This window comes from Streptomyces sp. NPDC002403, from assembly GCF_053593015.1.
Genome location: NZ_JBSFBQ010000036.1, coordinates 1 through 23,566, shown reverse-complemented (window position 1 = coordinate 23,566; position 23,566 = coordinate 1). Strand labels below are relative to the sequence as shown.

The window sequence follows — 23,566 nt, the reverse complement described above, 5'->3', positions numbered from 1 at the left end:
ACTATAGCATTTTACCTGCGCATGACCTACGGGCCGGGGAGCGGTGGCAGCTCATGGAGCGGGCGGCGGGAAACGAACTCGCGCACCGAGCCTGGGAACCACTCGGCGCCTCAGCCGGTGAGTGGTCTCTGACCTGCGGGAACGATGGCACGTTGTGGCGCGGCCTTCTCGATGCGGGGGCGGCCTGCCGCAGGCGCCCCCGACCGTCTCTCCCGAGGCACCGGTTCGGATTCAGATCAGCGAGCGACCGGTCGGCCCGAGTCGCAGCACCTGAGGCGCTGCTGTCTGTTCCCGCTCGACATCCGGCAGGATCTCGTTCCGGGCGAGGGGGTGGGCCCGCAGGTCGGCGAGGTGCCGACGGTGCGCACTCTCGTCGGAATACGAGGTGAAGATCGCGGCGACGTTCTCGCCGGCGCGGACCGGCAGCGCGGCGAATGTGTTGGGCGCGTGCTCGGTGGTCAGCAAGGCGAGCGGTGCGGGTCCCGTCTCCTGGAGCGCCGGGAGGAGGCCGTCCCGGATCAGCGCGATGCCGTTCTGCCGCCCGGGAGGGAAGGACCACACGGTGGCGGACACGAACCGGTCAGGCTCCGAAGCGCTGACCGGGGGCCGCCCGGACAGGGAGCCGGTGAAGCCGCCCCCGGCCGGCACGGGGCGCAGGAGGAGGACATCGTCGGAGTCGAGCATGGTGTCGTTCGCCTGCGGACCGTGCTCGGCCCAGACGGGTCCGCCGTAGAAGTCCGCGAGCCCGCGATGGCGCACCTCCATGTCCCGGAATCCGCGCAACCAGACGAAGCGGTCCGGATCGTCGAGGTCCCGGAACTGGCCGAGCACACTCATCCCCACGGCTTCCTGGGACTCGACGAACTCCCGGTCGAACAGCTCGATGAGTTCGTCGCGTCGGCCGGGACGCAGCGTGTACTGGCGAAGCTCGATCACGGCCGGCGGGCCGACGAGTTCGGTGGGTGGCACAGCAGGACTCCTGTCCGATGTTCTCCGTGCAGAGCTCCCGGCCCGTTCGGTCGTAGCCGGGAAGTGGTTCGACGGTAGGGGGGCTGTGTGACAGGTGCTGTCAGGGTTTCCGAGGAGAATGCGCGCATGTCTGCCAGTCGACTGCTCTCGGTGCTGCTGTTGCTGCAATCGCGGGGCCGTATGTCCGCGCGGGGAATCGCCGACGAACTGAACGTGTCCGTGCGCACCGCCTACCGTGACGTGGCGCGCCTGCAGTCCGCGGGAGTCCCGGTCTACGCGGAGCCGGGCCGCGGAGGCGGCTACCGGCTGCTCGACGGCTACCGCACCCGCCTCACCGGGATGAGCGAAGGCGAGGCGCGGACGCTGCTCCTTGCCGGATTGCCCGGTCCCGCCGCCGACCTGGGGTTCACGGCCGAGATGTCGGCGGCCCGGCTGAAGCTTCTCGCCGCGCTGCCGGCAGGACTGCGCGAGGAGGCGGCACGGGCCGCGGCGGTGTTCCACCTGGACGCCCCCGGCTGGTACCGGGAACCCGAACAGGTACCGCATCTCCCCTTGTTCGTCGACGCGGTTCTCACCCGGCGTGCGGTGGATGTGCGCTACCGCCGCTGGCGCGCCCCGCAGGAGGTGAATCGCCGCCTCCACCCCTACGGCCTGGTACTCAAGTCCGGTACCTGGTACCTCGTGGCCGCCACCGACAAGGGGACCGCGACCTACCGCGTCGCCCAGGTCCTCGACGCGGTGCCGGGCGACGAGCGGTTCGACCGGCCGCGGGACTTCGACCTGGCCGCGTACTGGGTCTCCTACCTCGATGACTTCCAGGCACGCCGCTACACCGGCACAGCCACCGTCCGCCTCTCTCCCCGGGGACGCCGGCGCCTGCCCGACAACGTCCCCCCGGAGGTGGTGCGGGCAGTCGACTCCACCGCGACCGCCGTCGGCGACGACGGATGGATCGAGGCGGTCATCCCGGTCGAGGGCACCGAGCACGCCTGCGGCGAGCTGCTGAGGCTCGGTGGGGATGTCGAGGTCGTCGCACCCGCCGAACTCCGCCAGGCCATGGCCGCCACCGTGGAGATACTCGCCCGAGCCTACGAGGACAAGGGGACAGGTGGTGCTGAGACGGAGCGCGACGCCTGGAGAGAAGTCCGGGCACGACGAGGCCCAGGCCGCTGACCTGAGGCCCGGGGGAAGAGGGGGGACGAGATTCGAACTCGCTCTCTGCGCTTGGGAATCAACGGTTCCTACCAGGGTCGAATATGCTCTGACCTGGTGATACGCCGCTTCGGGAGAGCTTCCGCCGCAGTCTCTCAGCGTCCCTGTTCACCGCTCTTGACCGTTCGTCCGGGCACGGTTGGGGCACAGGCGACGCCGATGCGGGCCGTCGAGGACATGCGGCAAGCACGCTGGAGTGTGCGCCTCTCGTTGGGCGCCCTCCGAAGCAGGAGAGGAGAAACGCGCGAGCCGGACGGAGCTGCGGTGCGCATGGTTCTGTCCTGCGGGGCACCGCTGCCACTCCTTCGAACCGCCTGGGCCGTGGGCGAAGAGACGCCGGCCCCGCGAAGGCGGCCGTAGGGGCGCGGCGTGAAGTGCCCGATCGGAGAGGTGACAGCCGTGGTTCGCTCGATCGGGTCGCCGGTCGCCGGGTCGATGGGCTGCTGGGGCACCGTTCGACCAAGGCCGCTCCCATTTCACTTGGCAAACGACTTGGTTCGAAAACCCGGACGAAGCGGTGAGTCACCTTTTGGATGGATCTCACCGTATTTCTTTACGGGGCTGTGTTTCGTCGGTGATTCGACAGGATTGTCTACTGCTCTGTCGGAAGAAATTACTCGGAGAGTTGACTGTACTATCGTGAGCGCGAAGGTGTGCATAAAGGGCCTGGCTGTTCGCTTTCGTGATATAGTCCTAATGGATTTATAGGACGCCGCGAAAAAGGGGAATGGCGTGAATACCGAGAAGGTTACGGCTCGACGTCTTACGGCCGAAGAGGTCGCAGAATTGGACCTCCAGGACGGCATCTTCGTCTCGGCGGAGATGGATGGCCTTCCTCTCGACTGCTACGCCCCGGCTTCCCTCACGAAGCCGGGTAAGAATTTCGAGGGAGGGTCCTTCACTGCGAGGACGATCTTCGGTGAGGAAATTCATGTTCTCCCGGACAATACCGAAGAGCGTGGGATCTGGATTGCCGACAAGGCAGGGGAAGAAATCGAGGTTCTCCAGAGCGCCGGCGTCCTCCTGAACCTCGCCCTCTTCGTGCCCGACGGGAACAAGGAATCTCTGGATTCGCTCTACTCCGCCGCACGGGACGCGTTCGGCGCGGGGATCGTTCAGCGCTGGAGCGAGGAAGCCGTCGCGGTGCCTGACGTCAAGGTCGATCTGTACGAGGAGCCGGCCCGGGGGCGGAAGAACACGAACAACCAGAATCGCGACCGCCGCGCCCTGGACATCTACCCGACCCGAGTGCGGTTCCTGGAGCCCAGCGACGGCTGGAGGTTCATTGTCGAACCGCACAAGGAGATCGTCGACGACACACCGACGATCTGACCCGATAGCAGGTTAGCCTCGATCTTTCGTGGGAGCCCGTCAGCTTGCTGACGGGCTCCTCTTCGTCTGTCGGGTCGTGTGGGCGGACCTGGAACCGGACCGGGCCGACCGGGGCGAGCTCGGCGATCCCCGGCCGGATCCGGTTCCGGGTCGTGCAGGGGAGGGGAGGTCGCGTGGGCCGGTGGCGCGCACTGCTGATGCGGTCCTCGGCGCGTCGCTGCCGGTGTCGCAGTGCCGGCTGGGAGACCTGAGTGTCCGCGGTTCCGGCGGCGAAGCGGGTGAACCGCAGGCCGTCCGCGTCGGTGAAGCGCAGCCGGGTGCCGAGGTGCGGCCGTTCCTCGCGGACGAGCAGCCGCCGGCCTGTCGGCCAAGCGGCGTCATGTATGCCATTGATACAGGTCGGACGGGTCCTGTGGCACACAAATGGAACGCGCCATGAAAGCGGTCTGGATAACAGACAAGCCCCAGGTCGCCGACCTGGGGCTCTTTCATGGAGCGGGTGACGAGAATCGAACTCGCGCTCCGAGCTTGGGAATCAGCGGCCATTCGGGATCGGTCCAGGCGCTGAAATGGGTGAACGGTCGAGATGGGCGTCGCGGGGCAAGCTGCTTTTCTTTCCGTTCTTCCCCGCTGGATCTGATGCGCTTGCAGTGCGGGGTCCTCGCATGCCGTATGCACTCCACAGCCTGTTCGCCCGTAAGGTGCATCGCGCAGGGCCATGAGACGCAATTCGGGATGACGTGTGTGATGTCGTGCGGTGCATCGGGCATCTTTCAATTGCCCTCCCGCCCGCGGCGCCGCATCGTCGCATTCTGTTGGCCGGACGTTCGCGGCGGGCGACTTCAGAAGGAGTGACATGCTCACGTGTAAGTCCCTCGCTCGGACCGCCAAGGTGCTCTGTATGGGCGCCGTCGCCACGCTAGCCCCTGTCGTGCTGGCCTCCCCTGCATCGGCCGCGACTCTGCCCGTGGCGTGCAGCGAGGCCGCCTTGCAGAGCGCCATCAACACCGCCAACAGCACCCCTGGAAGCGACACGCTCAATCTGGCGCCCCGCTGCACCTACCAGCTGACCACCGAGCTGCCCGCCATCACCTCGCCGATCGTCATCAACGGCAACAGCGACACGATCACCCGTGTGTCGGGAACGTTCCGTATCTTCACCGTCAACGGCGGCAATCTGACCCTGGTAGGAGCCACCCTCGCCAATGGCGACGCCACGGGCAGTTCGATCCAGAACGGCGCCGGTGGCGCCATCGTCGTCACCGGCAATGGCTCCCTGAGTCTTATCGGCGACCTGATCGCGAGGAATCACGCCAACTTCGGCGGCGGCATCAGCGTCTTCGGTGGCTCCCAGGCGCAGGTGAACGGGAGTGCGTTCACGGGCAACACCGCCGCGGTGAACGGCGGCGCCATCGCCAGCGACGGCAGTACGGCCGTCAGCTTCAGCAACCTCAGTGGGAACACGGCCGGCAACGTGGGCGGTGCCATCGCCAACACCGGGACGCTGACGGTCAACGGCAGCACCCTCATCAACAACAGCGCGCCGAACGGCGGCGGCGGTCTCGCCAACGGTGTACCCGCCCAGCCAGGCGGAACCTCCACCGTGACCGCCAGCGTCATCAGCGGCAACTCAGCCGGCGGCGTGAACCCCGGCGGCATCTACAACAACCAGGGCACCGTGACCCTGCGTATCACCGTGGTCATCCGTAACACCCCCAACAACTGCCTCAACAACCCGACCCCGGTCCCCGGCTGCCGCAACTGACCTCCGGCACCCTCGCCGACTACCGTCGCGCGGCCGGGTGTGCACCCGACACAGATCTTGAGACCCGCCGTGGCAGTGATGCCACCATGGGCTCAAATCCCGCACCCACCAAGCAGGTTGAAGGCCCCTGGCCAGCAACATCGGCCAGGGGCCTACGTCGTGCACGTTGCCTGTTGATGACCGCGATTCCCGTGAATCCTCGGTCTGTCAGGCACGGCTGGGGCACGGCCGCACACGGGTTGTGAGGTTGGTCCTCATCCTTAGGCCGCCATAGTGCCTCCTTGAGGATGTCGACCTCGCACTGCCACCCGCGCTGCTCCAGTCCAGTGCGCACGGCAGTAGCGATGTCTTCCATACGGCCTGGGTTCTCGGTCGCGACATCGAGGTCCTGGCTGAGCCGGTCGACCAGGCCGTGTGCTTGGACCGCGTAGCCACCGGTGAGCGCCAGAGGGTAATCACCGCGCACGGCGAGCACGTCTGCAAGCAGGCGGCGGTGCAGTTCTGTGAGATTCACGCAGCGGCCCGGGCGCTGTCGGCCAGTTCACCGAAGGCGCTCTCCCAGACCTCGCGGACATCCCGGCTGACCAGTGTGCGCAATGCGGGCCACAGGCCGACGAGAAGGTCCTGGTCGAGGTACTGGACCAGGACGTCGTGCTGGCCCTCGGCCAGGACGATGCGGTAGTAGCTCATCCGCAGCCGGGGCCGGTCGAGGTCGAACGTGGTCAGCCCTGACCACGCAAGGTGAGCGGCAGGCGTACCGGGCCGTGCTCGGGTCTCCACCTCCGTACCGCGATGCGCGGTACGGAGGAATCACCTGTACCCGGCCATCGGGAGCGGGCTCGAAGGCGTCCTGCTCGACGCCGAAGTGGCTGTCGCCCTCCTCGGTAACTCCGCACGCAACTGACGTGCAAGGAGACTGACTCGAGAATTCTGTTAACCCATGTAATCGAGGAACCTGGCTGGAGGGTTCGGTCGCAGGAGCGTTGCTGGGCCCGTTTTCACATGCTTCTTCGTCTCTGCTGTGATCGTGGCGGGGCAGGTAGCCTACCGCTCCGCCAGGGCGGACAGAGTGAGCACTGTGAATGCGCGTTTGTCCCGTGTGTCTTCTTCCTCGTACGGTCCTCACATCGGAAGCTCAACCGGCCCAACCTTCAGGAGCCGTCGTGCAGTTGGTACACGATGAACAAACCGGTCTTGTTACCCGAACCCAGATCGCGGAGCGCGCGGGCGTGAGGCGCCCGGCCGTGTCGAACTGGGCCCGGCGGCACAAGGACTTTCCCACCCCTGTGCGTTCCGGCGATACGGAGCTCTTCCACGAGGCCGAGATCGCGCGGTGGCTGATGAACCGCACCGTTCCCCCATCCCAGTTGCTCGACGGGGAGCAGGCGGGAACCACCTACGCCGACCGATTCCGCCGGACCAGCCGTGACCGACCGCCTGCGGAACCGAAAGCCGTGGGGAGCAGCGCTCAGCGCACCGGGACCGAGGACAAGAAGGCCGTCGACCAGCTGATGGGCCGACTCGCGGACCGGGTCCGAGGCCCGGCGACGATGGCGGACTTCGTGAATCTCTGTCTCATCGTGATGTACGTACGACATGCGGAACCGGACCAGTGGCGCCGGATCGAGGATGCCATGTCGGCAGGTCGAGGGGCCCGGGACGTGCAATCGCTGCTCCGTTCCCTCGGCGACATGGCCCAGGAGACGCTGCGCCGGAACGGTGACCGCACCGACATGCGCAGCAGCTTGCTGCAACTGGAACCGCGGAGCTGGGACGACCTCACCACGGCAGTACGGACGGCGGCCGGCACAGGCGTTGGGGCGTTCCAGCTCGTGTGGGAGTCGTTCAGTGCCCGGGAAGGGCTGCAAAGCTCGGAGTTCTGCAGCCCGGTGGGCCTGGCCTCGTTGTCCGCGGAACTCGTACTGACCCCGGGGCAGGAGGCCACGGTGCTGGACCCCTACACAAGGGGCGGAGAGATGCTGGCGGCCGCGTGCCGGCACATCGGAGGCGCGCGGGGGACCGTGTACGGCGAGACCCTCGACAACCGGCTGCAAGCCGTCGCGAGTCTGTACCTTCTCCACCTCGGCGTACGACCGAAACTGACCAGCACCCGGTCCGACCGATGGCCACCGAACCGCGAACACGGTGCCGACGTGGTGCTGACGAACCCTCCGTTCAACATGAGCGACGCACCCGGCCCCGGGCGCCGGACGGGAAACTGGCCATACGGACCACCACCACAGGGCAACGACAATTTCGCCTGGGTGCAGTACATCCTCGGCGCGCTGGTACTCGGCGGTCGAGCCGCGGTGGTCATGCCGGTGAAGGCAGGCAACTCGGTGAACACCGCCGAGCGCAGGATTCGCCGCGCCCTTGTCCGCAGTGGAGCCGTGGAGTGCGTCGTCACGCTGCCGTCCCATCTTTTCTCCGCGACACCCGTGCCGGTCTCCCTGTGGTTGCTGCGACGTGTGGAGCATCCGGTGAGAGAAGACGTCCTGTTCGTCGATGCCCAGGAGTTGGGCACAAAGGTCCGGCGTCGGCGCGTGCTGCGCGACACGGACTGCGATGCGATCACGGCCGTGGTCCGCCCGTGGCTCGACGGAGAGCAGCGCCCGGACGGTGAGGAATACGCGGCGCGCGCTGCCGACCGGGGCCTGTCGGCTGTCGTGGTGGCCCGTGCGGTCATCGCCGACGAGGAGTGCTCGCTGCGCCCCGCCGATTACTTGGGGGGCGGAAACTACGGCGCTGCCCCCGTGGCGGACCGGTTGCACGCAGTCAGTGAGGAGGCGGCAGGGCATACGGACATGCTCCGCCTGCTGGAGCAGCGATCGGTGGAAACGGGTAGCGGCTACCGCACGGGCTCGGAACCCGTCGGCTGGAACGCGGCAGTTCTCGAGGACCTGTGCGAGATCCGGCCCGGTCCGTCGTACACCCGCCTTCCAGCGGGGGCACGCACGGCGGACGCCGGTATTCCTCTTGTCTTCCCGCAGGATCTCGTCGGAGGCAGGATCGCGGACGAACCCCGGAACCGGGTGCCGTGGCAGACGGCCGAGCGCTTCAAGAAGTTCGAGTTGCTCCCCGACGACATCGTCTGCGTGCGTACGGGGGCCCAGCAGCAACCCGCGCTGGTCTCCGGCCCACAGGCCGGATGGCTGCTCAGCTCGAACGTGATGCGTCTGCGCGTACGTCCGAACGCCGAGATCGACCCTCTGTACCTCCACGCGTACCTGGGCCTCCGGTACGCGCGCGAGTGGATGTCCCACCGTGCCGCGGCCACGGCAGCCCCCTCGCTGAGCTCTGCGGCTCTGGGCCACCTTCCTGTGCGCTTTCCGTCGATCGGGCAGCAGCGGCGGAGCGTGGATCTTCTCGGCGAGCTCGGCCGACGCGCCGATGCGTACGCCTCGTACGTCTCGGCACTCGGTCGGCTGCGGACCGAACTCGCCGAACACCTGCTGCACGGCTCGGTCGAGCCGCTGTGACGGCCGACCACCGCCGATCTTTCCCACCCGTCCTTCCTCCTTCTCGCCCGTGACCCTCGAAAGGATCGAGTCCATGCCCGAATCGACAGCCCGTTCCGGACGTACGTGGCAGCTGTGGCTGGCGCTGTACGTTGCCTGCTCCATGGTGGTCGGCCTCGCCGTGAGCCTGTTGGTACTCCGGTCAGGCGTTGGCGCCACTGATGTCGTTCTGGCAGGGGGAGGCGGCTTCGCGACCTCCTTCGCCCTGTGCCTCGCACTGCCCGCGGCCGTGCGCGAACTCAAACGACTGGGCTGACCCGGACCGGCGGCCCGCACGGCTGAGCCCGGTCGACGGAGAACCTCAGGCCACGGACGCGGCGAAGTCGGCGACAGCCTTCTGCAGTGGTTCGGCCATGACCCCCGCACCGCCTCAGGTGCTCCTGCACATTCTGGGCAACACGAAAGCCCCAGGTCGCTGACCTGGGGCTTCATCATGGAGCGGTGACGAGAATCGAACTCGCGCTCCGAGCTTGGGAATCACCCGGTGCCTTGAGGGTCCGCATAGGATCTGAGCTGGGCAAACGTTTGCTGTGGGCCTCGGGCGAGGTGTTCGCCGCCTCCTTCTCGACTGCTGCGCACCGTCCCTGCCGGGACGTAGTGGCACGTGTCGGCCGCTGGCTGAGGGCCCTCTACCCGGCTATGTCCCCCTCGGGGTGCCCTGGGGTGAGGAGCCGCCGCAGTGCCGTCGGTGTGTGACCGAGGTAGTGGCGCATGGTCCGGGTGAGGTGGGCCTGGTCGGAGAAGCCCAGGTCGGCGGCGAGGGTGGCGAGGCCTTCCTCGCCCGCGTCCAGACGGTCGAGGGTGCGGCCGACACGGACCCGGTTGCGGTAGCGGGTCAGGGAGACTCCCAGCACGTGGGTGAAGGCGCGGCTCAGACGGTAGGGCGAGACGCCGAGGAGCTCCGCGAGCGGCAGCAGTCCCTCGGAGGCGGGGTGGGCCTCGCCGATCGCCTGCCGGGCCGCGGCGACGAGCGGCCCCTCGTCCCGGCCGGGGCGCGTGCCGGTCGGGACGGCTCTGTCGACGGCCTGTCCGACGGCGGCGGAGAGCAGCCCGAGGAGTTCTTCGGTCACAGCGTGGTCCACGTCGCCGGTGCGGGTGGACGCGAGGACGCGGCGGTGGGCCAGGTCGAGGCGGGCGTCCACGTACACGCTCTGCCGAGCCGGGCGGGCGTCCTCACCGGCCACGGCCCGCCACAGCGTGGGCGTCAGGCTGATCGAGGTGCACTCGTCGCCCCCGGTGGCCGGGTGCGCGAAACGCTCCTCCTCACCCGGCACGCCGAGATAGGCCGTCGTCGGGTCGATCTCGGCCGGGGCTCCGGCCACCTGCCTGCGGAACCGGCCGCGCTGCACGAGCACCACCCGGTAGTCCTCTCGCACCTCCGTCTGCGACCAGCGGGTGTGGTCGTCCCGGCAGCTCACCGCAGTGATGCGGAAGTCGGGCCGGGTGGCGAGGACGGTGGCGATGAGCACTCTTCGACGCTACGCCGAGGGTCTGACATCGGCCCCACCGCAAGGATCTTCAAGACCGGGATGGGAGGTGGCGAGCAAGCTGAGCGGCGTCGCAGGTCATTCCCTACCGCGCTCAAGGAGTCGCCGTCATGTCCGTTCTCGCTCAGATCAGCACCGTAGTCATCGATTGTGGTGACCCGGTTCGGCTCGCCGAGTTCTACAGCAAGGTCACCGGCTGGGAGATCACCTACAGCGGCGAGGACTACGCCTCCCTGGCCGGCGTGGAGCAGCCCGGCCTGGCGTTCGTACGCATCGAGGGCTACCAGGCCCCGGGCTGGCCCGACGATGCCAAGCACGCCCACCTCGACTTCACGGTCACCGACCTGGAGGAGGCGGCCGGCCGGATCCTCGCCCTCGGAGCGTTGAGGCCCGAGTTCCAGCCCGGCAAGGGCCAGTGGGTCGTCCTCACCGATCCCGAAGGGCATCCGTTCTGCCTCACCACCGGCGCCTGACACGTCCCCCGACAGGAGAAGGGCACATGGCTCACATCAACAAGGAATTCCTGATCGACAACTCCCCGGAAAACGTCTGGGAGGCCCTGCGCGAGGTCGGAGCCGTGCACCAGCGCCTGGTGCCGGGTTTCGTCACGGACACCCGCATGGAGGCGGACACCAGGATCGTGACCTTCGCGAACGGTGTGGTCGTGCACGAGTTGATCGTCGACATCGACGAGGCGTCCCGCCGGGTGGCCTACGCGGTGGTCGGCGGCTCGATGGCGCCGAAGCACCATCACGCCTCGATGCAGGTCCTCGCCGACACCGAAGGGCGCAGCCGTTTCGTCTGGACGATCGACGTGACGCCGGATGAACTCGCCGTCCCCATCAACGAGATGGCTGAGCAAGGCTCGCGCATCATGCGGGAGACGCTGAAGGCCGCTCCGGCCCGGCGGGCAGGTAGGAACCTCGGGGCAGGTGGTGCAGAGGTGATGCAAGGCGCTTAGACACGTCTAGACAACGACTGATCCCCAGGTCTCTGACCTGGGGATCAGTGTAAGAGCGGGTGACGAGAATCGAACTCGCGCTCTGAGCTTGGGAATCAACGGTTCTTGGGCTACCGAAGGTGCTCTGACCTGTGCTTTTCCAATGGACGGGATGGTTGGCTACGGTCCCTGGGAGCCGTACCTGACCGCTGTTGTCCGCTCTGCTGGGCACGGATGGGGCATGGCCACTGAGGTCTGAACGGCCCGATGCGCATCCTGCCGAGCGTCCAGCCTCCATGCGGCCATCAGTCTTCGTGCGGAGCTTCCAGCCCCTGGAGTCGTTCGCCGATGTCGTCGCCCCATGCCTGTGCCCACTGCCGCAGCCCGGTGATTGCTTGCTCGTCGAGCCCGTAGGCGGCGAATTCTGTGTCGTCGATCCACTCGGCTCCGCCCAGTCGGGCTTGTAGCTCGCTCAGGTTGAAGGAGTCGCGCGCATGGCGCCGTCCGAGCTCTTCGAGTCCGACATGGCTCCAGCGGTTCGCAGCGGCCCGCACGTCGATCAGGTCCCTGGCGAGTCCGCGGTCGGCCAGTGCGCGGACCTTGGTCCCAACGACATCTTCGAGGGACAGCACCAAGCCGTGTTCGGTGTGTACGGGTGGTCGCCAGAGTGCTTCCTTGAGGATGTCGACCTCGCACTCTTCGCGGCTGGCAGGGTCGGTGACGATCAGGCGTGCGGACAGCGGGTCTGTCTCCAGGGCTTCTACGTGCCATCCGCGCCGCTCCAGTCCGGTGCGCACGACGGTCGCGATGTCCTCCATGGGATCTGGGTTCTCGGTCGCGACATCGAGGTCCTGGCTGAGCCGGTCGACAAGGCCGTGTGCCTGGACCGCGTAGCCGCCGGTGAGCGCGAGAGGGTAAGCGCCGCCCACGGCAAGCACGTCTGCAAGCAAGCGGTGGTGCAGGCCCGTGAGGTTCACGCAGCGGTCCGGGCGCTGTCGGCCAGCTCGCCGAAGGCGCTCTCCCAGACCTCGCGGACATCAGGGCTGACCAGTGTGCGCAGTGTGGGCCACAGGCCGACGAGAAGGTCCTGGTCGAGGTACTGGACCAAGTCGTCGTGCCGGCCCTCGGCCAGCACGATCCGGTAGTAGCTCATCCGTAGCCGGGGCCGGTCGAGGTCGAACGTGGTCAACCCCGACCAGGCAAGGTGGAGCGGCAGGTGTACCGGGCCGTGCTTGGGACCGGCAAGCTCGGAGAGCGCTGCGGGCAGGCGCCGGACGAACTTGGCACGACGGAGGTCGGAAAGACGAGGCTGTGATGCCATGCATCGATTATCCAGGAAGAGCCGACGATGAGCCGCTCGGGCCGCAGACGTCACTCCTGCGAGCAGGACACCGGCCCGCTGCCCCGGCGGCGGCGCCGATGACGCCGCCGCCGCCCGCGATGCCTATCTCGGAGATCGGCGGTGGAACTCGGCCCCCAGCACCAGCGTGATGCCCACCCCCAGATCGCCCACGACGATCGAGAGCGTCTGGCCACCGGACTGGCTGTGGAGGAGGCGACGATACCGGCCACCGCACCGACCAGACCCGGCACCTCTGAAATGCTCTCTATCGAGTTCTGCCCGCTGTTCGCTGCGCGCGGTGGGGCTGAGTCCCACGATTTTCCGGAAGGGGAGAGCGTGTCGAAAACCGACCTTGTGGCGCTCGTCTTCGCTGCTTGGACAATGTCGATATGGGCCCTGACCATGACGGCAACGTCGCAGCGCCGAGGTAAAAGAACACTCTTGGAGCGGCTCTGCTGGACTCGCGCGCGGGTGCACGCACGACGTCGTCGCGCTCACTTGGTGCGCCAGATCCGCGACAGCTCCCTGGCGACACGTCCAGACTATCCAACGCTGGACTACTTGCAGCGCGAAGACGTCCTCTATCAGGTGTCGAGGAGGGCACTCGGCATAAAGGTGATCGTCCCCGTCTTGACATCCTTCTCAACGGGGCTAGCCCTTGCAGCAACCATCGAACGCACAGCCTGGCACGTCTGGCGCGACGCCCTCGCTGTCGGGGCCCTCGTGACGCCCATTCTGATCACTGCCGTGATTGCTTCACTTGTCTCGAACCAAGGCATGCAACGGTGGACAACCGAGGCTGTGACAGCCACGGTACGTAGGGCCTATGAGGCACTTCTCAAGCCTCTGGAAGTGAAGGGGAAGGTGCCTCCGACAGCATCGCCCTTCAACTCCCCGCATGTCGCGGCAGTCCAAGCGTTGGAGGACTTCGCCATTGCGCTGGAGAGATACGCCCTGCAACGTGCGCTTCCCGACGGCCGCAACCCCATGCCCCAGGTCGTGGCTCGATTCTCAGCAGCCGCCGCCCTCGTGCGCGAGCTTCGGGACGGGGTTGAACTTGATCGCATCGACGGTGCGAAGCGTGCTCTGCTCGGAGTCGAGAGAATCCTGAAAGTGCTCGCCAGTGGTCAGCTGCAAGATCTCGCGCCCGGTGACGCATCCGCCGACGAGCTGTTGCACAGCCACCGGGAGCGCAGAGCGTGGCGACAGCAGGTGTTGCGAGGATCTGCGTTCACCCTCTGTCTCGCCGGCATCGTCTTTGCCTTGGCCTCATCAGCTGTCGGCGTCGCCCTGGCTACGGCCGCCGCTGTGGCTGTAATGGCTACTTGGGACAAGATCCTTCGCCTCTCCACTGGCTTGGACGTGAATAGGCCAGCGAGCAGCTGACTGGCACTTTCAAACAGCCCTTGGCTCAAAGGGGAGCTCTATCAAACCTGAAAAGAGAGATGCTGCGGTGTGGGATGACCTTGTTGCCCGGTATGCGTGGGCTGATGCGGATGAGCTGGTGGTGTACACGTTCTCGGTGATTTCGGGGATGGCCGAGGACGAAGTGATCCGGGCCTTCGGCGGGGATCCCGCAGTCTCTCGGGCGATGACTTTCGACGAGGCTGCCGATGAGCAGGCGAGTCACCTCTACGAGGACTACGCGCTCCTGCGGGTCGTCACGGTGGATAAGCACGTCATCGCCATCGAGTGGGGCTACCGCGGAAGCATCCCGGAGATCGCCAGGCGCGCCTCGGTGAACGGGGGTGAGTTCTTCAGCGTTCAGCAGACGGTCAACGGTCACTCCCAGGTCATCCATGCGTTCGATGGTCGAGTGGATGGCATGTTCGACCCCGCCGACCTGGAAGACGCACCTTGGGTGGACCCCGTGCCCGAGATTCCCTCGTGGGCGACCGGCGTCGCCTTTCACCTGGGTGCTTTGGGCGCTGAGTCCTTGGCGCTGATGGAGCACGTTATGGGTGTACCGGTCGATCCAGCTCTGATGGGGGCGCCGCTCCGTACCGTGGTCCTTGCCTCTCCCGACGCCCTCTTCGGTGACCTGGAGGCAGCCTGGCTCCCCTGACCGTCGGTGCAGGAGAAGAGATTTGGCGTGTCGTGTGGATTCCTGGGGAACGTGATTGTTGCCCGGAGTCTATGAGGTCGGGCAACGAAAAGGGCCCCCGGCCATTGGCCTGGGGCCCTTTCAAAGAGCGGGTGACGAGAATCGAACTCGCGCTCTGAGCTTGGGAAGCTCATGTTCTACCATTAAACTACACCCGCGAAGCATGCCGCCTGAACGGCTTCTACCGTCCCATACTGTACCCCATCGCAGGTCCCCGGCGTTTGAGCCGTGGGGCCTTTTTGTTGCGTGCGGATGGTGGATGCGGGTGCCGTGGGCGGGAGTTGAGGGCGTAGCGTGGGTGGTCGGAGTGCCGCCTGGAGTGGCGTCCTGTTCATCCCCTAATGTGGCGTTCTCGTCCAAGGCTTGTTGGGGAAGGGACTTGATGGACTCCATGGAGCGCACCGTCGTCCGCTGTGCCGAAGGGCACGTTTTCGCTACCGCTTCGTTCCCGATGCAGCAGCTCGGGGCCGGGCGGATCGGGCCCGGGCGGCTCATTCGCTGTCCGCGCTGTGCGCGGTTGCGGCATGCCGTGCCGGTGGTGTTCGAGCAGCGTTAAGCGGTGGTGGCAGGCGCGCGGGCGGTCCCGGATTGGGGTGGGCCCGCGCGTTCTGCGTATCCTCGGGGCGTGCTTCTCTCAGATAAGGACATCCGGGCCGAGATCGACGCCGGACGTGTACGCATTGATCCGTTCGACGCGTCGATGGTGCAGCCGTCGAGCATCGATGTGCGGCTCGACCGCTACTTCCGGGTGTTCGAGAACCACCGCTATCCACATATTGATCCGGCCGTCGAGCAGGCCGATCTGACGCGCATGGTCGAGCCGGACGGGGACGAGGCGTTCATCCTGCACCCCGGTGAGTTCGTGCTCGCTTCGACGTACGAGGTCATCTCGCTGCCCGACGATCTCGCGTCGCGGCTGGAGGGCAAGAGTTCGCTGGGGCGGCTCGGGCTTGTGACGCATTCGACCGCCGGGTTCATCGACCCCGGTTTCTCCGGGCACGTGACGCTGGAGCTGTCGAATCTCGCGACGCTGCCGATAAAGCTGTGGCCGGGGATGAAGATCGGGCAGCTGTGCATGTTCCGGCTGAGTTCGCCCTCGGAGTTCCCGTACGGCTCCGAGCGGTACGGATCGCGGTACCAGGGCCAGCGCGGGCCGACCGCGTCGCGTTCATTCATGAATTTCCACCGGACCCAGGTGTGATGTCCCATGAGCGATGAGGCGAATGACGTGCGCGAGAACCTGACCTACGAGGGGTTCGGCCGTGCCGTGCGTGAGCTGGCGCAGACCGTGGCGGACGACGGGTTCGAGCCCGATGTCGTGCTCAGCATCGCGCGCGGCGGGGTGTTCGTCGCCGGCGGGCTCGCCTACGCCCTGGATTGCAAGAACATTCACCTGGTGAACGTGGAGTTCTACACCGGCGTGGGCACCACGCTGGAAATGCCGGTCATGCTGGCGCCCGTTCCGAATGCCATCGACTTCTCGGACAAGAAGGTCCTGATCGCCGACGACGTCGCCGATACCGGGAAGACGCTGAAGCTGGTGCGTGATTTCTGTATCGATCATGTCGCCGAGGTGCGCAGCGCGGTCATCTACGAGAAGTCGCATTCGCTCGTGAAGTGCGAATACGTGTGGAAGAAGACCGACCGCTGGATCAACTTCCCGTGGAGCGTGGACAAGCCCGTCGTACGGCGCAGCGGGCAGGTTCTGGACGCCTGAGCGGGATGGGGCGCGAGAAACCCCCGGCACATTCTGTGTGCCGGGGGTTTCGGTGTCTTCGGGCGGGCGGGCCGGTGGCGTCAGATCGTGCCCAGTTTGATGATCGACAGCAGGGCGATCAGCTGGATCGCGGACGCGCCCAGCGCCTTCGGCCACGGCAGGTCGTGCGATTTGCTCACCATCGAGGTGAAGAGCGCGGCCGAGGCCAGCCAGGTGATCCAGCCGAGAATCTGGACCAGGGAGTTCTCGCCGCCGAGGAAGAGCGCGAATATCAGGCGGGGCGCGTCCGTGATCGACATGATCAGCATGGACAGGCCCACCGTCGGCTGCCACGCGCCGTCGCCGCCCAGCTGACGGGCGAGCGTGTGCGTGACCGCGCCCAGGACCAGGCCGCCGATGACGAAGCCGAGGCCCGTGATGACGACGTAGGGCACCGCTGTGGAGATCGTCGCGTTGATCGCGTCGTCCCGGGCCTGGTCGAAGCCGAAGAGCGCGAGCAGGCCGTACAGGAACGTGACGATCAGCGCCGGACCCCAGACGGGGTAGTCGCGCATCTGCCAGAACGTCGGTCCCGGGCGCAGCACGATGCCGGTGAGCAGCTCCTTCCAGCGCAGCCGGGGGCCCGCGGGCTGGGCGGGGGCCTGGCCGGCGCGGTAGGTGTCGCCGGGGCCGTACGGATCCTCGCCGATGCTGAATGCCTGGGTGTGGCCGGGGGAGTTGGCGTACGGGTCGCCCTGCTGGGGGGAACCGTGGGGGTGCTGGGGCTGGTGGTACGGGTCGCCGAAGTACTCCGGCTCACCGTGGCCGCCGCCCTGGCCTCCGCCGTAGCCGCCGTTGCCGTTTCCGTAGCCGCCACCGCCGTAGCCGCCGTTGCCGCCGTTGTTGTACGGGGGTGGGGGCGGGGCCGTGTTGCCTCCTGCCGGGGGCCAGGGCTGCTGGCCGTACGGCGGCGGTGCCTGTGTGCCGTACGGCTGCTGCCGCGGTTGCTGTTGCGCTTGCTGCGGGGTGCGGTTGTCCCGGCCGCGTCCGATCCTGAATCCAGCCACGTCATCGAACGTACCTGGTCCGGGGCGGTGCGGTCAGAGGGCCTGGGGAACCTGCCCGCCATTGCGGCCGAGCTGTGACATCCCCTAGGGGAACCCCGGGGGCGGCCCCGGGGGACGGGAAAGCAGAAGCGGCCGGTCCTGCCCCCGAGGCAGGTCCGGCCGCTTCCGTCACGCGACTGAGCGGGCTACTTCACCGGTTCCGGCTCCGGCGCGTCCGCCTGCTCCGCCTCCCCGGCCGGGTCGGCAGGGGTCTTCACGGAGTCCAGCAGCAGCTGCGAGACGTCGACGACCTGGACCGACTCCTTCGCCTTGCCGTCGTTCTTCTTGCCGTTGACCGAGTCGGTCAGCATGACCAGGCAGAACGGGCAGGCGGTGGAGACGATGTCCGGGTCGAGGGAGAGGGCCTCGTCGACGCGCTCGTTGTTGATGCGCTTGCCGATCCGCTCCTCCATCCACATCCGGGCACCACCGGCGCCGCAGCAGAAGCCGCGCTCCTTGTGGCGGTGCATCTCCTCGTTCCGCAGGCCCGGGACCTTCGCGATGATCTCGCGCGGCGGGGTGTAGATCTTGTTGTGACGGCCCAGGTAGCACGGGTCGTGGTACGTGATCAGGCCCTCGACCGGGGTCACCGGGATCAGCTTGCCCTCGTCGATGAGGTGCTGGAGCAGCTGGGTGTGGTGGATGACCTCGTACTCGCCGCCGAGCTGCGGGTACTCGTTGGCGATGGTGTTGAAGCAGTGCGGGCAGGTCGCGACGATCTTCTTCGACGACTTCGGCTTCCTGGTCGAGTCGTCCTCGTCGTCCTCGCCGAACGCCATGTTCAGCATCGCGACGTTCTCCTGGCCGAGCTGCTGGAACAGCGGCTCGTTGCCCAGGCGGCGGGCGGAGTCACCGGTGCACTTCTCGTCGCCGCCCATGATCGCGAACTTGACGCCCGCGATGTGGAGGAGTTCGGCGAAGGCCTTGGTGGTCTTCTTCGCCCGGTCCTCCAGGGCGCCGGCGCAGCCGACCCAGTACAGGTAGTCGATCTCCGTGAGGTCCTCGACGTCCTTGCCGACGATCGGGACCTCGAAGTCGACCTCCTTGGTCCACTCGACGCGCTGCTTCTTCGCCAGGCCCCAGGGGTTGCCCTTCTTCTCCAGGTTCTTGAGCATCGTGCCCGCCTCGGACGGGAACGCGGACTCGATCATCACCTGGTAGCGGCGCATGTCGACGATGTGGTCGATGTGCTCGATGTCGACCGGGCACTGCTCCACGCACGCACCGCAGGTGGTGCAGGACCACAGCACGTCCGGGTCGATGACGCCGTTCTCCTCGGCCGTGCCGATCAGCGGGCGCCCGGCCTCCGCGAGAGCCGCGGCCGGTACGTCCTTCAGCTGCTCCTCGGACGCCTTCTCCTCGCCCTCCATCGTCTTGCCGCCGCCGGCCAGCAGGTACGGGGCCTTGGCGTGCGCGTGGTCGCGCAGGGACATGATCAGGAGCTTGGGGGAGAGCGGCTTGCCGGTGTTCCAGGCGGGGCACTGCGACTGGCAGCGGCCGCACTCGGTGCAGGTGGAGAAGTCGAGCAGGCCCTTCCAGGAGAAGTGCTCGATCTGCGAGACGCCGTAGACGTCGTCCTCGCCCGGGTCCTCGAAGTCGATCTCCTTGCCGCCGGAGGTCATCGGGAGCAGCTCGCCGAGCGAGGTCTCGCCCTTGGCGTCGCGCTTGAACCAGATGTTCGGGAAGGCCAGGAAGCGGTGCCAGGCCACACCCATGTCGGTCTTCAGGGCGACCGTGATCATCCAGATGAAGGAGGTCGCGATCTTCAGGCCGGCGAAGAAGTAGGTGAGGTTCTGGAGGGTGGAGACGTCCATGCCCTCCAGCCAGTTGACGACCGGGTACGAGATGAAGAAGGAGGACTCGTAGCCGTCGACGTGGTGCTGGGCGCCTTCGAGGGCGTGCAGCATGAAGATGCAGACGCCGACGATGAGGATGACGGCCTCGACGAAGTACGCCTGGCCGAAGTTGGACCCGGCGAAGCGGGACTTGCGGCCCGGCTTGCGCGGGTGGGCCAGCTGGCGGATGACGATCAGGGTCAGGATGCCGAGCACGGTCATCGTGCCGATGAACTCGACGAAGACGTTGTACGGCGCCCAGTCGCCGATGATCGGCAGGAGCCAGTCGGCCTTGAAGAGCTGGCCGATCGCGTTGACGATCGTCAGCAGCAGCGAGAAGAAGCCCACCGCCACGAACCAGTGCGCGACACCGACGATGCCCCAGCGGTTCATCCGGGTATGGCCGAGGAACTCCCTGGCCACGGTGAGGGTGCGCTGTGCGGGCTCGTCCGTGCGGGTGCCCGCGGGCACGTTCTGGCCGAGCCGCATGAAGTTGTAGATCTGCAGGAGGGCGCGGAGGAACAGGGCCACGCCGACCACGATCAGAACCAGCGACACGATGATCGCGGCGAGTTGCATTTGGGGGCTCCTCGGGCCTGCGAGGGTGGAATCCAGCGTCAATGAGCGAGTACTGGCGATTATCCGGGATTACTAAGCAGTAACTTAATCAGTCTGTGCTGACACTACCCACTTCTTCTGCCGCGCTGTAGCCGGACAGGCGGTGATCTGTGTCGCTCAGGCGTGCCTTTCCGCGCCGGGTGAGCCCTCGGGCCGCCTCGCGGAGCGGAGCGTGCACGGCTCTCGCCAGGATGGCCAGGTCCATTCCCACTCCGTGGTGCTCGGCGTAGTGCTGGTCCAGCAGTGCCGGCTCGTCCCACGGCATCCCGGAGCGGGAGCGCACCTGCGCCAGGCCGGTGAGGCCCGGCTTCAGTTCCTGCCGCCAGTGTCTCGCGGCGGGAGGGGTGCCCGGGTCCGTGCTGCGCCCCGCGTCCGCCTCGTCCGGGGTCAGGGGCTCCGGGCCGACCAGGGAGAGGTCTCCCCGTACGACGTACGGCAGCCTGGAGAGCAGGTCGAGCCGGAGCCTCCGGGTGCTCAGTGAGCGCAGTACGAAGACATGGCCGTCCTGCCCGACCCGGGGCGAGTGGGTCAGTACGCCGCCGGGGGGCCGTCGCGCCGCAAGGACGGCGGCGCCCGTGGCGAGCAGGGGAGAGGTCAGGGCCAGGAGGGCCGAGCCGAGGGTCAGGTCCAGTACGCGCTTGGCCGACGGTCGCTCCCGGTGCGGGTTCCGTCGTCGGGTGCGTGCCGCACTCCGCCTCTGCTGTGTCTGCATCGTTCGCACCTGCCAGGGGTTCACGGTGGATCGAGTGCCGGTTTTGCGTGGCTCACGGCATTTTGTGACAGAACGATCCCATGCGGCGATGATGGGGAGGGGTTGCGTGGCCGGGGGGCGGGGAGTGTCGTGCGTGATCGGCCCGCGCGCCTCGCGTGTGCTTTCCCGTGCAGGTCTCGCACAGGGGAAATCCGCAGGTGGTGCTAGGTGTCCGCACGATAGTTGAGTCGACTCGGCTCAGGTCTGTTGACAGTGGGACGGGTGTCATGCATCCTTGAGTCAGATCCACTCAAGTAGTCAAGCTGGAGGAATTGAAATGGCACGTGCGGTCGGCATCGACCTGGGCACGACTAACTCCGTCGTCAGCGTTCTCGAAGGCGGCGAGCCCACCGTCATCACCAACGCAGAGGGCGCCAGGACCACGCCGTCCGTCGTCGCCTTCGCGAAGAACGGCGAGGTGCTGGTCGGAGAGGTCGCCAAGCGCCAGGCAGTGACCAACGTCGACAGGACCATCCGCTCGGTCAAGCGCCACATGGGCACCGACTGGAAGATCGACCTGGACGGCAAGAGCTTCAACCCGCAGCAGATGAGCGCCTTCATCCTGCAGAAGCTGAAGCGTGACGCCGAGTCGTACCTGGGCGAGAAGGTGACCGATGCGGTCATCACCGTCCCCGCGTACTTCAACGACTCCGAGCGTCAGGCGACCAAGGAGGCCGGCGAGATCGCGGGCCTGAACGTCCTGCGTATCGTCAACGAGCCGACCGCCGCCGCTCTGGCGTACGGGCTCGACAAGGACGACCAGACGATCCTCGTCTTCGACCTCGGTGGCGGCACCTTCGACGTGTCGCTCCTGGAGATCGGTGACGGCGTCGTCGAGGTGAAGGCCACCAACGGTGACAACCACCTCGGTGGTGACGACTGGGACCAGCGCGTCGTCGACTACCTGGTGAAGCAGTTCGCCAACGGCCACGGCGTGGACCTGTCCAAGGACAAGATGGCCCTCCAGCGTCTGCGCGAGGCCGCGGAGAAGGCGAAGATCGAGCTCTCGTCCTCGACCGAGACCACGATCAACCTGCCGTACATCACGGCGTCCGCCGAGGGCCCGCTGCACCTGGACGAGAAGCTCACGCGCTCGCAGTTCCAGCAGCTCACGGCCGACCTCCTGGACCGCTGCAAGAGCCCGTTCCACAACGTCATCAAGGACGCGGGCATCCAGCTCTCCGAGATCGACCACGTCGTTCTCGTCGGTGGCTCCACCCGTATGCCGGCCGTCGCCGAGCTCGTCAAGGAGCTGACCGGTGGCCAGGAGGCCAACAAGGGTGTGAACCCGGACGAGGTCGTCGCCATCGGCGCCTCGCTCCAGGCCGGTGTCCTCAAGGGTGAGGTCAAGGACGTCCTGCTCCTCGACGTCACCCCGCTGTCCCTCGGTATCGAGACCAAGGGCGGCATCATGACCAAGCTCATCGAGCGCAACACCACGATCCCGACCAAGCGCTCCGAGATCTTCACGACGGCCGAGGACAACCAGCCGTCCGTGCAGATCCAGGTCTACCAGGGCGAGCGCGAGATCGCGGCGTACAACAAGAAGCTCGGAATGTTCGAGCTGACCGGCCTGCCGCCGGCCCCGCGTGGCGTCCCGCAGATCGAGGTCGCGTTCGACATCGACGCGAACGGCATCATGCACGTCGCCGCCAAGGACCTCGGCACCGGCAAGGAGCAGAAGATGACCGTCACCGGCGGCTCCTCGCTGCCGAAGGACGAGGTCAACCGGATGCGTGAGGAGGCCGAGCAGTACGCGGAGGAGGACCACCGCCGCCGCGAGGCCGCCGAGTCGCGCAACCAGGGCGAGCAGCTCGTCTACCAGACGGAGAAGTTCCTCAAGGACAACGAGGACAAGGTCCCCGGCGACGTGAAGACGGAGGTGGAGACCGCGCTCACCGAGCTGAAGGAGAAGCTCAAGGGCGAGGACACCGCCGAGATCCGTACCGCCACCGAGAAGGTCGCGGCCGTCTCGCAGAAGCTCGGCCAGGCGATGTACGCCAACGCCCAGGCCGACGGCGGCCCGCAGGGTGACCCGCAGCCGGGCGCCCAGGGCAAGGCCGACGACGACGTCGTCGACGCCGAGATCGTGGACGACGAGAAGGACGCCAAGGGCGGTGCGGTGTGACCGAGGAGACCCCGGGCTTCGAGGAGAAGCCCGACGTCCCCTCCGGCGCCACCCCTGACGGAGCTGAGCCGAAGGACGCCTCTTCCTCCTCTTCGGAGGAGGGGGCGGCCCCGGCCGGGGACGGAGTGCAGACAGTCGGCCTGACCGCGCAGCTGGACCAGGTCCGCACCGCGCTCAACGAGCGCACGGGCGACCTCCAGCGGCTCCAGGCCGAGTACCAGAACTACCGCCGCCGCGTCGAGCGGGACCGGGCCACGGTCAAGGAGATCGCTGTTGCGGGTCTCCTGTCCGAGCTCCTGCCCGTGCTCGACGACGTCGGCCGGGCCCGGGACCACGGCGAGCTCGTGGGCGGGTTCAAGTCGGTGGCCGAGTCCCTGGAGACGGTCGTCGCCAAGCTGGGCCTGCAGCAGTTCGGCAAGGAGGGCGAGCCCTTCGACCCGACGATCCACGAAGCCCTGATGCACTCGTACGCGCCGGATGTCACCGAGACGACCTGCGTGGCGATCCTGCAGCCGGGGTATCGGATCGGCGAGCGCACCATCCGCCCCGCGCGGGTGGCGGTGGCCGAACCCCAGCCGGGTGCGACACCGGCAGCGGCCAAGGAAGAGAAGGCAACCGACGAGGAGAGCGGTGGCACCGAGGAGGTCTGACATCCCGTCTGACCACCTCGCCGCACACCGCCCGGCCATGCGACCGGCCCGCCACAGCGGCGCGAGTTCGGGAGCGGACGGTGCCGCGTTGAAGTCGCCGAGCAGGATCTGCC

Annotated in this window: 20 protein-coding genes, 1 tRNA gene and 2 pseudogenes; 13 read left to right on the top strand and 10 right to left on the bottom strand. The window is 67.1% G+C overall.

Annotated features, from left to right (window positions below):
• Positions 1 to 231: 231 nt before the first annotated feature.
• Positions 232 to 969: an NIPSNAP family protein gene (locus ACWCPY_RS30365; RefSeq protein WP_451270267.1), complete on the bottom strand. Its 738-nt coding sequence runs from the start codon at positions 967 to 969 to the stop codon at positions 232 to 234.
• 126 nt (positions 970 to 1,095) lie between these two features.
• Here ACWCPY_RS30365 and ACWCPY_RS30360 point away from each other — a divergent pair, with 126 nt between their 5' ends.
• From ACWCPY_RS30360 to ACWCPY_RS30350, 3 genes are all read left to right on the top strand, one after another.
• Positions 1,096 to 2,142: a helix-turn-helix transcriptional regulator gene (locus ACWCPY_RS30360; RefSeq protein WP_451270265.1), complete on the top strand. Its 1,047-nt coding sequence runs from the start codon at positions 1,096 to 1,098 to the stop codon at positions 2,140 to 2,142.
• 771 nt (positions 2,143 to 2,913) lie between these two features.
• Positions 2,914 to 3,513, top strand: a complete 600-nt coding sequence (locus ACWCPY_RS30355) for a hypothetical protein (RefSeq protein ID WP_451270263.1) — start codon at positions 2,914 to 2,916, stop codon at positions 3,511 to 3,513.
• 856 nt (positions 3,514 to 4,369) lie between these two features.
• On the top strand, positions 4,370 to 5,278 hold the full coding sequence (locus ACWCPY_RS30350; protein ID WP_451270261.1) for a hypothetical protein: 909 nt from the start codon (positions 4,370 to 4,372) through the stop codon (positions 5,276 to 5,278).
• 262 nt (positions 5,279 to 5,540) lie between these two features.
• On the opposite strand, the pseudogene ACWCPY_RS30345 reads toward ACWCPY_RS30350, so the two are convergent.
• Both ACWCPY_RS30345 and ACWCPY_RS30340 read right to left on the bottom strand, forming a co-directional pair.
• Positions 5,541 to 5,792: pseudogene (locus ACWCPY_RS30345) on the bottom strand (nucleotidyl transferase AbiEii/AbiGii toxin family protein); the annotation flags it as partial.
• A pseudogene (locus ACWCPY_RS30340) lies at positions 5,789 to 6,072 on the bottom strand (transcriptional regulator). The pseudogenes ACWCPY_RS30345 and ACWCPY_RS30340, both read right to left, overlap by 4 nt.
• A 492-nt stretch (positions 6,073 to 6,564) precedes the next feature.
• Between ACWCPY_RS30340 and ACWCPY_RS30335 the strand changes: the two are divergent.
• On the top strand, positions 6,565 to 8,757 hold the full coding sequence (locus tag ACWCPY_RS30335) for an N-6 DNA methylase (RefSeq protein ID WP_451270259.1): 2,193 nt from the start codon (positions 6,565 to 6,567) through the stop codon (positions 8,755 to 8,757).
• A gap of 73 nt (positions 8,758 to 8,830) precedes the next feature.
• Positions 8,831 to 9,052, top strand: a complete 222-nt coding sequence (locus ACWCPY_RS30330; RefSeq protein WP_451270257.1) for a hypothetical protein — start codon at positions 8,831 to 8,833, stop codon at positions 9,050 to 9,052.
• A gap of 373 nt (positions 9,053 to 9,425) precedes the next feature.
• Here ACWCPY_RS30330 and ACWCPY_RS30325 read toward each other — a convergent pair whose 3' ends face one another.
• Positions 9,426 to 10,265, bottom strand: a complete 840-nt coding sequence (locus tag ACWCPY_RS30325; protein WP_451270255.1) for a helix-turn-helix domain-containing protein — start codon at positions 10,263 to 10,265, stop codon at positions 9,426 to 9,428.
• Positions 10,266 to 10,393: 128 nt separating this feature from the next.
• Here ACWCPY_RS30325 and ACWCPY_RS30320 point away from each other — a divergent pair, with 128 nt between their 5' ends.
• On the top strand, positions 10,394 to 10,756 hold the full coding sequence (locus ACWCPY_RS30320; protein ID WP_451270253.1) for a VOC family protein: 363 nt from the start codon (positions 10,394 to 10,396) through the stop codon (positions 10,754 to 10,756).
• Between the two features lie 26 nt (positions 10,757 to 10,782).
• Positions 10,783 to 11,244 carry an SRPBCC family protein gene (locus ACWCPY_RS30315; RefSeq protein ID WP_451270251.1) on the top strand — a complete coding sequence of 154 codons (462 nt, stop codon included), beginning with the start codon at positions 10,783 to 10,785 and terminating at the stop codon, positions 11,242 to 11,244.
• 284 nt (positions 11,245 to 11,528) lie between these two features.
• Here the strand turns inward: ACWCPY_RS30315 and ACWCPY_RS30310 are convergent, their stop codons facing one another.
• On the bottom strand, positions 11,529 to 12,200 hold the full coding sequence (locus tag ACWCPY_RS30310; protein WP_451270249.1) for a nucleotidyl transferase AbiEii/AbiGii toxin family protein: 672 nt from the start codon (positions 12,198 to 12,200) through the stop codon (positions 11,529 to 11,531).
• A complete protein-coding gene (locus tag ACWCPY_RS30305) occupies positions 12,197 to 12,544 on the bottom strand; it encodes a transcriptional regulator (protein ID WP_266804929.1) in 348 nt (115 codons plus the stop codon). The genes ACWCPY_RS30310 and ACWCPY_RS30305 overlap by 4 nt, the downstream gene beginning before the upstream one ends.
• A 141-nt stretch (positions 12,545 to 12,685) precedes the next feature.
• Between ACWCPY_RS30305 and ACWCPY_RS30300 the strand changes: the two genes are divergently transcribed.
• Entirely contained in the window at positions 12,686 to 13,951 is a 1,266-nt protein-coding gene (locus ACWCPY_RS30300; protein WP_451270247.1) for a hypothetical protein, read from the top strand.
• 67 nt (positions 13,952 to 14,018) lie between these two features.
• Positions 14,019 to 14,630: a DUF6461 domain-containing protein gene (locus ACWCPY_RS30295; RefSeq protein ID WP_385548069.1), complete on the top strand. Its 612-nt coding sequence runs from the start codon at positions 14,019 to 14,021 to the stop codon at positions 14,628 to 14,630.
• A 126-nt stretch (positions 14,631 to 14,756) separates the two neighbouring features.
• On the opposite strand, the gene ACWCPY_RS30290 is transcribed toward ACWCPY_RS30295, so the two are convergent.
• Positions 14,757 to 14,827, bottom strand: a tRNA-Gly gene (locus ACWCPY_RS30290).
• A 467-nt stretch (positions 14,828 to 15,294) separates the two neighbouring features.
• Between ACWCPY_RS30290 and dcd the strand changes: the two genes are divergently transcribed.
• Positions 15,295 to 15,870 (top strand): dCTP deaminase, encoded by a 576-nt coding sequence (dcd, locus tag ACWCPY_RS30285; protein WP_072487843.1) that lies wholly within the window; start codon positions 15,295 to 15,297, stop codon positions 15,868 to 15,870.
• Positions 15,871 to 15,876: 6 nt separating this feature from the next.
• On the top strand, positions 15,877 to 16,386 hold the full coding sequence (locus ACWCPY_RS30280; RefSeq protein ID WP_329820262.1) for a phosphoribosyltransferase: 510 nt from the start codon (positions 15,877 to 15,879) through the stop codon (positions 16,384 to 16,386).
• An 80-nt stretch (positions 16,387 to 16,466) separates the two neighbouring features.
• Here the strand turns inward: ACWCPY_RS30280 and ACWCPY_RS30275 are convergent, their stop codons facing one another.
• The 3 genes from ACWCPY_RS30275 to ACWCPY_RS30265 all read right to left on the bottom strand — a co-directional run bounded on the left by ACWCPY_RS30275 (position 16,467) and on the right by ACWCPY_RS30265 (position 20,636).
• Positions 16,467 to 17,432 (bottom strand): Yip1 family protein, encoded by a 966-nt coding sequence (locus ACWCPY_RS30275; RefSeq protein ID WP_451270244.1) that lies wholly within the window; start codon positions 17,430 to 17,432, stop codon positions 16,467 to 16,469.
• 185 nt (positions 17,433 to 17,617) lie between these two features.
• Positions 17,618 to 19,885, bottom strand: coding sequence for a (Fe-S)-binding protein (locus ACWCPY_RS30270; protein ID WP_451270242.1), 2,268 nt, complete (start codon positions 19,883 to 19,885; stop codon positions 17,618 to 17,620).
• 88 nt (positions 19,886 to 19,973) lie between these two features.
• A complete protein-coding gene (locus ACWCPY_RS30265; RefSeq protein ID WP_451270240.1) occupies positions 19,974 to 20,636 on the bottom strand; it encodes a sugar transferase in 663 nt (220 codons plus the stop codon).
• Between the two features lie 316 nt (positions 20,637 to 20,952).
• Here ACWCPY_RS30265 and dnaK point away from each other — a divergent pair, with 316 nt between their 5' ends.
• Both dnaK and grpE read left to right on the top strand, forming a co-directional pair.
• Positions 20,953 to 22,803, top strand: a complete 1,851-nt coding sequence (dnaK, locus tag ACWCPY_RS30260) for a molecular chaperone DnaK (RefSeq protein WP_329820266.1) — start codon at positions 20,953 to 20,955, stop codon at positions 22,801 to 22,803.
• Complete coding sequence (gene grpE, locus ACWCPY_RS30255) at positions 22,800 to 23,453, top strand: nucleotide exchange factor GrpE (protein WP_451270238.1); 654 nt, start codon at positions 22,800 to 22,802, stop codon at positions 23,451 to 23,453. The genes dnaK and grpE overlap by 4 nt, the downstream gene beginning before the upstream one ends.
• The last annotated feature ends 113 nt before the right edge of the window (positions 23,454 to 23,566 follow it).